The organism is Psychrobacter sp. FME6, assembly GCF_014861365.1.
Classification (GTDB): domain Bacteria; phylum Pseudomonadota; class Gammaproteobacteria; order Pseudomonadales; family Moraxellaceae; genus Psychrobacter.
Genome location: NZ_RRYW01000096.1, coordinates 1 through 10877, shown reverse-complemented (window position 1 = coordinate 10877; position 10877 = coordinate 1). Strand labels below are relative to the sequence as shown.

Sequence of the window (10877 nt, the reverse complement as noted above, 5' to 3'; positions counted from 1 at the left end):
AAGACCATTACCTCTGACAATGGTAAAGAGTTTGCTCAGCATAAGAAGGTGAAACGAAAGCTCTTTACTTCCTTCTTCTTTGCCGATGCTTATGCGTCATGGCAGCGAGGAACCAACGAGAATACTAACGGCTTAATCAGAGAGTTCTTGCCTAAGGGTTGTGACTTTAGACAAGTCTCTGATAATGAGATACAGGACATTGAGAATAAACTAAACAACAGACCAAGAAAACGATTAGGGTTTAAAACGCCTATGCAGGCGTTCTATAATATAATTTAGCGTTGCACTTGGTGTGTTAATCTAAGTTTCTATAGATAAAAATCAAAGTATTTTATAAATACCGTGTCTGTTTGCACGCCAATCAATTATTACTATTTTCAATCGATGCCTTTTTTACCGAGTATGTCATGAGTTTGCTAACCGCTAGTATCTTTCTCCTTTTATTGCTGGCCTTAAGCGCCTTTGTATCCGCTGCCGAGATTGCAATCGCAGCAGCGCGCAAAATTAAGCTGCAAATCATCGCAAAAGAAGGCGATGTTCGAGCATTTGATGTCCTTAAAATGCAAGAGCACCCTGGTAGCTTTATCACTGTTGTGCAAGTAGTTTTAAACGCGGTCGCTATTTCAGCGGGTGCCGTGGGTGAGTCGGCAATTAGCCCCTACTTACAGCTTTTGGTTAATAATGAAGCAGTGTCATCGGTTATATCCTTCGTTTTGATTACCAGCTTATTCTCTTTACTCGCCGATTTGATGCCCAGACGGCTGGCAATGTCCAACACTGAGACTATCGCTATACGCCTCGTACGACCAATGATGCTGTTGATTTTCATATTCAAACCCGTTATCTGGATATTTGATGGGGCAGCAAACGTCATCTTTGAATTGTTGGGTATCTCAACTGTACGTCAAGACGATATGACGCCAGAAGATATTTATGCCGTCATGGATGCGGGTGCTGAAGCTGGCGTGCTCAAAAAGCAAGAACATCATTTAATAGCCAACATCTTCGATATGCAGGAGCGTACCGTCACCTCAGTGATGAACCCACGCGAACATATCGTTTATTTTGACACCAAAACGAGTACTGAAGCCGTCGTACAAATTATGATTGACCAGCCACATAATAAGTTTTTGGTCTGTCATGACGATGATTTAGAACACATCATTGGTTATGTAGAGTCACGCAGCTTTTTAGCTTTAGTGCTTAATCAGCAACAGGTCAGCCTAAGAGACAAAGCTTTGCTCAAGCCCGCTCTCTTCGTGCCTGATACCTTGTCTTTATTCGAAGTGTTAGAGATGTTTAAATCGACAGGGTCTGACTTTGCGGTCATCGTCAATGAGTATGGCTTGGTGGTCGGGGTCATTACTCTTAAAGATGTGATGAGTATTGTCATGGGCGAGCTTGTGACGTTAGAGGAGCAGCCTATCGTCCAACGTACTGATAACTCGTGGCTCATCGAAGGGATGACTCCTATTGAGGATGTAGTGCGCGCTTTAGATATTGTCAATCTGCCACGCAGTCAAAACTATGAGACTCTTAGTGGCTTTATGATGTATATGCTGCGCAAAATCCCTAAAAAGACAGACACTATCGAGTATGCCAATTACCGATTTGAGATTATCGCCACCGACAATCTTAAAATTACGCAGTTATTGGTCACAAAATTTGAAGAAATTAATGAATAACTACTGTATTTGAAACGCTGCATTTGACCCGTAACCTTGATATTAGACTGATTACTAGGGCATACCCTAAATAGAAGGCAAGCAAATATCATAACGCCCGCGCACCAAATATGGCAGTACCAACGCGCACCATCGTCGAGCCGTTGACTATCGCCTCACCCATATCTCCACTCATACCCATACTTAGTGTGTCCCAGCCATTCAGCTCAGGATGCGCATGTTTGATATCGTCAAATAACTGCTTGGTACGCTCAAAAGCATCGGTATCGGCTTTGGCTGGAATAATCATCAAGCCGCGTAGTGTTAAACGCTCATAACCTTTGACAACGGTTATCAACTCTGGAAGCTGTGTGGGCAGACAGCCGGATTTGCTGTCTTCGTCATCGATATTGACTTGAATCAATACGTTTAACGGCGGCATCTCAGCGGGTCGTTGATCGTTTAAGCGCTTGGCAATAATGTCACGCTCAACCGTTTGTACCCAATCGAAATGCTCCGCAATATCGCGGGTTTTATTGCGCTGGATACTACCAATATAATGCCAAACAATCGCCTCGCCTTCAGACTGCTCTTTTAGAGTGGTAATTTTTTCGATGGCTTCTTGTAGATAATTTTCACCAAAGTGGCGCTGCCCTTGCTGCGCTAAAATGGCGATCATGTCAGCAGGTTTGGTTTTAGAAACTGCTAATAAAGTAACGCTTTCTGCTTGTTTTTCAGCATGCTCACAAGCCTGCGCTACTTGCTCATTTACTTGTTGCCAATTATCAATTAAGTTTTGGCTATCCACATGGTTTTTGCTATTTTTGATATCTTTCATATATGACTCACAAGGATAATGTATTCAGTGACTTTTAAAAGTTTTTAAGATTTTTTAGTAACTTGACCGATACTTTGATTAAAAAATGATTAGACACTTAATACTTGCATTTTCTTAACGGAGTTGATGGTTAAATGTCGATAGTCTTGTTATGATATTGTTACATCGTTTAACATATGCTACTGAAGTTAATAGTAATGGTAAAGACTGTAATTTGGTTAGGGCGTATCCTAATTCTTTAAAGTGATTGATTCAAACACTGTTATTTATTGATAGTCTACCACGTGCTTTTGTACTCTCTTGTCTTACTCTTATTAATTGATAGGAATATCTGATTATGGCTGAAAAAAATAATTTAAGCATCGAAGACTTACTGCGCTTTACCGTTAAGCATAAAGCATCAGATTTACATATTTCAGCCGGTATGCCAGCGATGATACGTGTCGATGGTGAAATGACCCGGATCAATATGCCAGAGATGACCCACCAAGTGGTACATCAGCTTATTTATGACATCATGAATGACAAGCAACGCGCTGACTTTGAAGAGTTCTTTGAAACAGATTTCTCTTTTGAGATTCCCAATCTAGCACGTTTTCGGGTAAACGCCTTTAACCAAAACCGGGGAGCTGGCGCTGTATTCCGTACTATTCCTTCTAAAGTCTTGACCATGGAGGACTTAGGAATGGGCGATGTGTTCAAACGCGTTTCAGACTTTAAGCGTGGCGTGGTATTGGTCACGGGCCCCACAGGTTCAGGTAAGTCAACGACACTGGCGGCCATGATTGATTATATTAATGAAAGCCGTAAAGAACATATTTTAACCATTGAAGACCCGATTGAATTTGTTCACGATTCTAAAAAGAGCCTGATTAACCAGCGTGAAGTTCACCGAGATACTTTAGGCTTCGAGCCTGCGCTACGTTCTGCACTACGTGAGGATCCCGATGTGATTTTGGTTGGTGAGCTACGTGACCTTGAAACCATTCGCTTAGCCTTGACCGCCGCGGAGACTGGACACTTAGTGTTCGGCACCCTACACACCAGCTCAGCCGCTAAAACCATTGACCGCGTCATCGATGTATTCCCCGCCGCAGAAAAAGACATGATTCGGGCAATGCTATCAGAATCATTACAGGCCGTTATCTCACAAACTCTGTTGCGTCGTCAAACAGGTGGTCGTATTGCAGCCCATGAAATCATGCTCGGCACGCCTGCCATCCGTAACTTGATACGTGAGAATAAAATCGCCCAAATGTACTCTGCTATCCAAACAGGCGCAGGCGACGGAATGATTACCCTCGATCAAACACTCAAAAACTTAGTGGCAAAAGGCACTATTAGTAAAGACGTGGCCCGTCCTTATGCCAAACAACCAGAAGCATTTTTGTAGCGTTATTTATTTGTATTGATAGTGGTAAGTGAACACCAAAACATGAGTTTAGATATTTTTTTAATCGATTTACATCGAACACAGGTACGTTATGGACATTGATAAACTATTGCAGTTAATGATCAATAAAAACGGCTCTGACCTTTTTATTACTGCTGATGTAGCGCCCTCCATGAAAGTGAATGGTAAAATTCTGCCTGTGGGTAAAACGCCTTTGACCGCTGAGCAAACCATGAAATTGGTTAAAGGGGTAATGACGCCAAGCCAGAAAAAAGAATTTGAAGAGACCAACGAATGTCAATTTGCCATTGCTGATGAAGCACAGCAGGCACGTTTTCGGGTCAGTGCTTTTATACAGCGCGATATGGCGGGGATGATTTTACGAAAAATCGAGAACAAAATCCCAACGGTCGAGGAGCTGCGTCTGCCGCCCGCACTAAAAGAGCTGGCAATGAAAAAACGCGGTATCATTTTATTGGTTGGTGCCACAGGCACTGGTAAGTCAACCACCCTTGCTGCCATGATAGGACACCGTAATCAAAACTCCCATGGGCATATTATCACTATCGAAGACCCCATCGAGTTTGTGCATCAGCATCGTGGCTGTATTATCACTCAGCGTGAAGTCGGTATCGATACTCATTCATTTGAAGCAGGGCTAAAAAACACCTTACGCCAAGCGCCTGACGTTATCTTGATTGGCGAGATTCGTAATCGTGAAGTCATGAGCTACGCTATCCAATATGCTGAGACAGGGCATTTGGTATTTGCAACTTTACACGCCAACAATGCCAACCAAGCGATTGACCGTATTATTCATTTTTTTGAGACCAGTCGTCATAATCAGTTATTTATGGATTTATCACTTAACCTGCAAGCCATCATCGCCCAGCAGCTTATCCCCACTCCCGACGGTAAAGGGCGCCGTGCCGCTATTGAGATTCTATTAAACTCATAGCTGATCAGTGATTACATTCGTAAAGGTGAGATTCATGAGATTAAAGAGGTCATGACGCGCTCACGTGATAGCGGCATGCAAACCTTTGACCAAGCACTGTTTGACCTATATGAGCAAGGAGAAATCACCTATAAAGAGGCAATTCTCCATGCTGATTCTCCTAATGATTTACGCCTCAAAATCAAGCTTAGCAGTAAAAATAGCACAGTCAATCTCGATGAAGGTGCCGATAACTTATCGTTAGATATCAATTAAGCATTACTATTTTTTTATTCATGCCCTAAAATTTTACGAGACAATAAGAAACAATGACCAGTCGTTGAGCACAAAAAAAGCCCTCATTATTGATATGAGGGCTTTTTTCTATTTTATACGTCACTGCTATAACAGATTATTTAACACTATCCTTACACTCTTGATCATCACAAATACCGTATAGCACCAGCGAATGACCTGATAGTTTAAAGCCATGCTCTTCTGCGACTTTGATCTGTTGTTCCTCGATAGATTCATTGTGGAATTCTACAATTTTACCGCAGTTATCACAAACCAGATGGTCGTGATGCTCTTCTTGGGTAATCTCAAACACCGATAAGTTATTTTCGAAGTTGTGGCGCTCGACGATACCCGCTTGTTCAAACTGCGTAAGTACTCGGTAGACAGTCGCTAGACCCACATCTTCACCTTGTTCGATCAGCGCTTTATACACCTCCTCTGCACTCATATGATGCAGCTCTGCACTTTCCAGCAGCTCCAAAATCTTGATACGAGGTAACGTGACCTTCAACCCTGCTTTACGTAAATCTTGATTGGTAAAAGAAGCCATAATATCCCTTCTGACTGTGACAGTCTTAGCAAATAAAGAACCGAAAATATGAAATAGATAATCGCTAATGATTATTTTTTATCGAATATAAAATATCTTAAGAACAACAAATTGCTTTATGCTAAGTAAATTTTCAATTTGTTATTTCCCCGACAATCGCAATGCAAGTCTATGAATTTAAAATATAAATAATAAAATCGCTCGGGTAGTGTTTGGTAAATAATGTCGTAAGTGGTAGGAAATTGCAAGTAAATGACGTATCATTTGTCCAAGATTGTCGGCCAGACGAGCACCAACCAACTTTGGCTGCACCTAATTTATTTCTAATGAGCCATCTTACCATGATAAAGACATTAACTTTTCGTCCGTTGAGCCGTACCAGCGTATTACGCAAGATTGCTATGACCAGCATGCTGAGCGCTGCTGTTGCTATGTCCGGCTGCTCATTATTGAGTGTTTATAAAATCGATTTGCCACAAGGTACTGCGATTACTCAAACGCAAGCGCAAAAACTGCAAGTGGGTATGAATCAAAACCAAGTACTTTATATCCTTGGTAGCCCAGCGATTAAAGACACCCTTGAGCCTAAGCGCTGGGATTATATTTATGATTATAAAGCGGGTACAGAAGGTAGCCGCAAAGGTATTGCAGATGTCAAAAATGCCAGTCAGCATTTGATTGTTTATTTTGATGATAACGGTGTGGTCAATCGTATTGAAGGTATAGATAGCCTGCCTGTTTCTTAGTTAAGACAGTCAACTAGATTTAATAACTAAATTTAATAATTAACTGTTTAACCTCGAGATTTATTCTTGCGCTGAGACATTGGATCAGCGCTTAAGCTGCGATATACCTCAATACGGTCAAAGGGCTGCAAGCGATAGCTAAGCGGCTGTTTTTGTGCATAGATACCGACATGCCAACGTTTAGCCGTTGGTGTGGCAACATCTGCTACCTGCTCACACCAAGTTGCTAACGCTACAAATTTTGCCAACCATCCTGCCTGCATCAGCGCCTCATATAGACTGGTCTCACGGCTGACTTGTAAAGCTAAATAATGCTGGCGCTGTGCATCCTCGGCGTACGCCAAATATACCGTCATCAAACGAGCTGACTCTAACGGCGATGCAGCACTGTTGCTATCAACTGTATCGACACTTTCTCTTAGCTCAACCACTGCATCACCCAACCTATCAGCGCTAATAACAATGCCAATGGCACGATTAAACGAATCGCTATCCGCCATAAGTTATAAAGAGCCTCATTACCAAAGTTCAACGACTTACGCAGGTGACTTATTTTCATCTGCCAACCGGCAAAGATGGATAACAATAACACCGTTAGGCTGCTAATGATGACCAAGATGCCGACCAGCCAAGTCGTTGGTATGACCACGACCAATGCCAGTGCTAACACCAAAGTTATCACCAAGCTTACTAACAGTCCAAATTTATGCGCTAATTGTTGCGTACTATAATGTAGCAAATAACTGACCACAAATAGCACACCTGTCCAATACAGCAACTGCCCGATTGGCGGCAATGCCATACCACTGATAAACAAAGCCACGACCCCAACCAATAACTGCAGTATCCAAATCGGCAGTACCAATTTGGTTGCGCGATAGTCATTGGCTGCACGTTTGTGAGCTGGCTTTTGTGCATTATAATTGTTGGCATCTACCGCGGTGAGCCCTTGCTTGGTCACTAGGTTTTGACCAAACCAGTATAAGCCTGTGCCTGCGCCAACACTGACTAGCGCTAGTGCCACTGCACGCGCCCATTCACTTAAACTGATGTCAGTCATGGCAAAGTTAATATTGGGCAAGCCATTTGCGACACCCAGTACAAGACCAATAACCATCAGCCCCAGTCCAATCGGTAAGGGTGCAACGCCAAGTAAGCTTAATAATACCGCAATAACCATCAAGCCTGCAGCGACAGCGAAGCTTGGCACAGCAGGGGCGCTATTGAGCTCAGTCAATGCCGCTAAGATACCAGTGCTGGCACCAGATATGACTAATGCGGCAATGACAATAGAGACTAGTGCCGCCAACCAACCGAAGCTACGCCATATTGGGCTGGCATCTGCTTCACGAGTGAGCTTTTGCATGCCTGCCAATGGTGCGTCAACACTACGATAGGCCAACGCAATCTCTGCATAGACGACTGGCAGTGAGACCAATACCATCGCTAACAGCCAGAGTAACCAAAAGTCAATCTCGCCAATGGACGCAGGTGCAAACCAACGAAACAATAGCAACGGTAGCAGTGCCGCGATAAAATAAGAAGCATAACGGATCATCATAATCTAAATCCAAACGATCTAAGGTGAATAACAATAACTTATAACTATACAGGGCGATGATAGGCACTTCTGCATGGCTTTATTATTATGTCTATATTATATCTACAATATATGGGATAAAAAGTTATAAAAAAAACCCCGAAATCGGGGTTTAATAGCTAGATAATGATAGATATACAGTCAATCGAGCGCACATTGATTTTTATAGCGACGTACGCATCACGTATGTGCGCTGATGACTGAAAATTAATGAATAGCGCTGACGTAGTCTGACAAGATACGAATATCACGATCCGATAGCTTCGATGCGACGGTCTGCATCATGCCCATCTCGCCTTCTTTCGCCGCGTCATTGACTCGTTTTTGATCATCGCTATCGATGTCATCAACACGACCCGCCGCACGGAATAGTTTTAGCTGGGTGGCAATATATTCAGCATGCTGCCCACCTAAACGTGGAAACGCTGCCCAAGTATTACCCGCGGCATCTGGACCATGACAACCCGCACAGCCAATGACACCACGTGATTTATCACCACCTAAGAATAGTTTAGTGGCTTCTTGGTTGGTCGCAGGATTACCGAAACCAACACCCCAAGGCGCTTGGCTTGCATAGTAGCCTGCCACATTAGCCATATCTTGCTGAGATAAATTGGCAACTTGCGATTGCATGATACCGTTTTTACGGTAACCCGACTTAAACTCGACCATTTGTTTATAAAGGTATTTTACGTTTTGGCCGCCCAAATTAGGCTGCGCAGGGACAACGCTTACACCATCAACACCATGACAGGCAGCACAAACGGTTTCTGCAACTTGCTTACCAGCATTGACATCATGTTCAGGAACAATAATAGCAGCTTGTACGCTGAAACTTGCAACGCATAAGCTGGCAGCAGCGATTAACTTTTTCATTGATACAAATCCTACTAGCTCGGCGTAAGCATTATTTAGAGTGATTGTACTGCTAAGATACCTGATATAAACCGTACTACTATTAGCGAGGTAGGCATATATTTTAAGGTCTTGGACACAAACAGTCTGAAAGTACTTACTAACATCAGGGTTTATTTTCGATTATTATAGCAAGACTTTGTAGTATTTGCCTACTTAATCGTTACATCCAGCAGTTTTTCTAACGACACACGCTAGGATAGTAACTAAAAAACAAAAAGCGCATAAAAGTTATAAAACCGAGCGCTTTATTTTTTAGGGTTTAACTTGATGATTAAGCCCACTATTTGCTCATGTATTCGATTAATTTTCCGTAGTCATCATCACTACAGTTGTCACAAAGTCCGCCGGCAGGCATTTGAATCATACCACCTTTAACTGACTTGATTAATGCTGGCATACCTTTTTGCTTTATCAGCTGCTGCCATTTAGCACTATCGCCTTTTTTGATGGCATTTAACGCGCCACTATCGTGACAGGTCGCACATGAGTTATCATAAGTGGTTGCGATATTAGCAGCACCTGCGCTGCTTATCATGGCACTATTTAAGAATAGCGCTAACAGTAATGCAGTACCGCCACCAATCATCATACGGTAGGTTTGGCTAAAAAGTGTGGTGATTGAAGACATAGAACACCTCCTTTTGATGTTTCATTCGTTTAATCACTCTTTCTATTAAACGTGTATCATTAAAACTGTCTTAACAAATATTGTAACAATATATGTCATATAAATATAGATAAATCGAGTTCGGCTTTGGTAACCCGTTTTGATCAGGCAAATTATTTGTACCAAATCTGCATTGATTTTAGCATCGCCTTACCATTTATATGCTACCAATCGCAGTTATTTCAATAACTAAGGCTATTAATAGTATAGAATAGTCGATAATTTAAAACGGTTATTGTTGTCAGTAGTCGACGCTTATCGTTATAACAAATAACCCTTTACGCTCTTTTTATTTGATGTCTTACCTTAGCCATCAGCTAACTAAAGTTTTACGATCATATCCAATTTTTTGAAGATTAATGAGCCATTTATGAGTACCCCGTTTACTGATGTCGCCGCCGAACATACATTGTTTAATACCAAATCCCGTCAAAAGATTCAACAAACTGAATTTTTGATGTCCGCACCTACTTTTCGCCTTTGCCCAGCTGATATGGGGTTAGAGGTTGCTTTTGCAGGGCGTTCAAACGCGGGTAAATCTTCGGCTATCAATGCCTTGACCAACCAGCGTCAACTGGCACGCTCGTCCAAAACTCCTGGGCGTACGCAGATGATTAACTTTTTCAGTGTGGGCGATAGCAACAGACGATTGGTTGATTTACCAGGCTACGGCTATGCTGCCGTGCCGCTTGAGATGAAAAAAGAATGGCAAGTAGAATTAGAAGAATACTTGGTATCACGTACAAGCTTGGCAGGTTTGGTACTGATGACCGATATTCGTCATCCGCTAAAGTTTTTTGACGAGCAAATGCTACATTGGGCAAAAGATGGTGAACTGCCAGTACATATTTTGCTAACTAAAGCAGATAAGCTAAAATATGGCGCGTCTAAAAACGCTTTGCTTAACACCCGCAAGAGACTCAAAGAAATAGGCTTAGACTGTACCATTCAATTATTTTCTGCCTTAAGAAAAGAAGGTCTTGATGAATTGGCAGGGGTCATGGGCAACTGGTACGAATATCAACTTAATGATGAAAAAATCGTTGAGTCAAATCTCGTAGAGTTTGATGAAGTTCAAGGAGAAGATGGCAAATCCGTAGACTTTGAATCTAAAGCGGACAACCAAAAAGACACGGAATAAGTTCAAGTTATCCTAAAATCTAAAAAAAGGGTTTATCTCTAATATAGTCACTGCACTACAAAAGAGTTATAATTTGGATGAATATCATAAAACAATTTAGATAAGTCATTTTCCATCCAACCTTGG

Annotated in this window: 11 protein-coding genes and 1 pseudogene; 6 read left to right on the top strand and 6 right to left on the bottom strand. The window is 42.1% G+C overall.

Annotated elements, in window-relative coordinates; all coding sequences use genetic code 11:
* Both EI162_RS11870 and EI162_RS11865 read left to right on the top strand, forming a co-directional pair.
* The coding region (locus tag EI162_RS11870; protein WP_192524548.1) for an IS30 family transposase at nucleotides 1–279 on the top strand (279 nt) is incomplete at its 5' end.
* A 128-nt stretch (nucleotides 280–407) separates the two neighbouring features.
* Entirely contained in the window at nucleotides 408–1685 is a 1278-nt protein-coding gene (locus tag EI162_RS11865; RefSeq protein WP_192524547.1) for a hemolysin family protein, read from the top strand.
* A gap of 88 nt (nucleotides 1686–1773) precedes the next feature.
* Here the strand turns inward: EI162_RS11865 and EI162_RS11860 are convergent, their stop codons facing one another.
* Nucleotides 1774–2502 (bottom strand): YggS family pyridoxal phosphate-dependent enzyme, encoded by a 729-nt coding sequence (locus EI162_RS11860; RefSeq protein WP_192524546.1) that lies wholly within the window; start codon nucleotides 2500–2502, stop codon nucleotides 1774–1776.
* Nucleotides 2503–2839: 337 nt separating this feature from the next.
* Between EI162_RS11860 and EI162_RS11855 the strand changes: the two genes are divergently transcribed.
* Nucleotides 2840–3895: a type IV pilus twitching motility protein PilT gene (locus EI162_RS11855; RefSeq protein ID WP_192524545.1), complete on the top strand. Its 1056-nt coding sequence runs from the start codon at nucleotides 2840–2842 to the stop codon at nucleotides 3893–3895.
* A gap of 91 nt (nucleotides 3896–3986) precedes the next feature.
* A pseudogene (locus EI162_RS11850) lies at nucleotides 3987–5108 on the top strand (PilT/PilU family type 4a pilus ATPase).
* Nucleotides 5109–5244: 136 nt separating this feature from the next.
* Here EI162_RS11850 and fur read toward each other — a convergent pair.
* Nucleotides 5245–5679, bottom strand: coding sequence for a ferric iron uptake transcriptional regulator (fur, locus tag EI162_RS11845; protein WP_192524544.1), 435 nt, complete (start codon nucleotides 5677–5679; stop codon nucleotides 5245–5247).
* 326 nt (nucleotides 5680–6005) lie between these two features.
* Here fur and EI162_RS11840 point away from each other — a divergent pair, with 326 nt between their 5' ends.
* A complete protein-coding gene (locus EI162_RS11840; protein ID WP_192524543.1) occupies nucleotides 6006–6425 on the top strand; it encodes an outer membrane protein assembly factor BamE in 420 nt (139 codons plus the stop codon).
* 47 nt (nucleotides 6426–6472) lie between these two features.
* Here the strand turns inward: EI162_RS11840 and EI162_RS11835 are convergent, their stop codons facing one another.
* The 4 genes from EI162_RS11835 to EI162_RS11820 form a co-directional block, all read right to left on the bottom strand.
* Nucleotides 6473–6925 (bottom strand): RnfH family protein, encoded by a 453-nt coding sequence (locus tag EI162_RS11835; RefSeq protein ID WP_225735357.1) that lies wholly within the window; start codon nucleotides 6923–6925, stop codon nucleotides 6473–6475.
* Nucleotides 6844–7986 (bottom strand): hypothetical protein, encoded by a 1143-nt coding sequence (locus EI162_RS11830; protein WP_192524542.1) that lies wholly within the window; start codon nucleotides 7984–7986, stop codon nucleotides 6844–6846. The genes EI162_RS11835 and EI162_RS11830 overlap by 82 nt, the downstream gene beginning before the upstream one ends.
* A gap of 246 nt (nucleotides 7987–8232) precedes the next feature.
* Nucleotides 8233–8901, bottom strand: a complete 669-nt coding sequence (locus EI162_RS11825) for a c-type cytochrome (protein WP_192524541.1) — start codon at nucleotides 8899–8901, stop codon at nucleotides 8233–8235.
* 322 nt (nucleotides 8902–9223) lie between these two features.
* Entirely contained in the window at nucleotides 9224–9571 is a 348-nt protein-coding gene (locus EI162_RS11820) for a c-type cytochrome (RefSeq protein WP_192524540.1), read from the bottom strand.
* Nucleotides 9572–9980: 409 nt separating this feature from the next.
* Here EI162_RS11820 and yihA point away from each other — a divergent pair, with 409 nt between their 5' ends.
* Entirely contained in the window at nucleotides 9981–10751 is a 771-nt protein-coding gene (gene yihA / locus EI162_RS11815) for a ribosome biogenesis GTP-binding protein YihA/YsxC (protein WP_225735358.1), read from the top strand.
* Nucleotides 10752–10877 lie beyond the last annotated feature (126 nt).

Excerpts from the sequence above, each read along its gene's own strand:
- EI162_RS11825 (WP_192524541.1), bottom strand. The coding sequence starts at position 8,901 with ATGAAAAAGTTAATCGCTGCTGCCAGCTTATGCGTTGCAAGTTTCAGC.
- EI162_RS11860 (WP_192524546.1), bottom strand. The coding sequence starts at position 2,502 with ATGAAAGATATCAAAAATAGCAAAAACCATGTGGATAGCCAAAACTTA.
- EI162_RS11865 (WP_192524547.1), top strand. The coding sequence starts at position 408 with ATGAGTTTGCTAACCGCTAGTATCTTTCTCCTTTTATTGCTGGCCTTA.
- EI162_RS11820 (WP_192524540.1), bottom strand. The coding sequence starts at position 9,571 with ATGTCTTCAATCACCACACTTTTTAGCCAAACCTACCGTATGATGATT.
- fur (WP_192524544.1), bottom strand. The coding sequence starts at position 5,679 with ATGGCTTCTTTTACCAATCAAGATTTACGTAAAGCAGGGTTGAAGGTC.
- EI162_RS11835 (WP_225735357.1), bottom strand. The coding sequence starts at position 6,925 with ATGGCGGATAGCGATTCGTTTAATCGTGCCATTGGCATTGTTATTAGC.
- yihA (WP_225735358.1), top strand. The coding sequence starts at position 9,981 with ATGAGTACCCCGTTTACTGATGTCGCCGCCGAACATACATTGTTTAAT.
- EI162_RS11855 (WP_192524545.1), top strand. The coding sequence starts at position 2,840 with ATGGCTGAAAAAAATAATTTAAGCATCGAAGACTTACTGCGCTTTACC.
- EI162_RS11830 (WP_192524542.1), bottom strand. The coding sequence starts at position 7,986 with ATGATGATCCGTTATGCTTCTTATTTTATCGCGGCACTGCTACCGTTG.
- EI162_RS11840 (WP_192524543.1), top strand. The coding sequence starts at position 6,006 with ATGAGCCATCTTACCATGATAAAGACATTAACTTTTCGTCCGTTGAGC.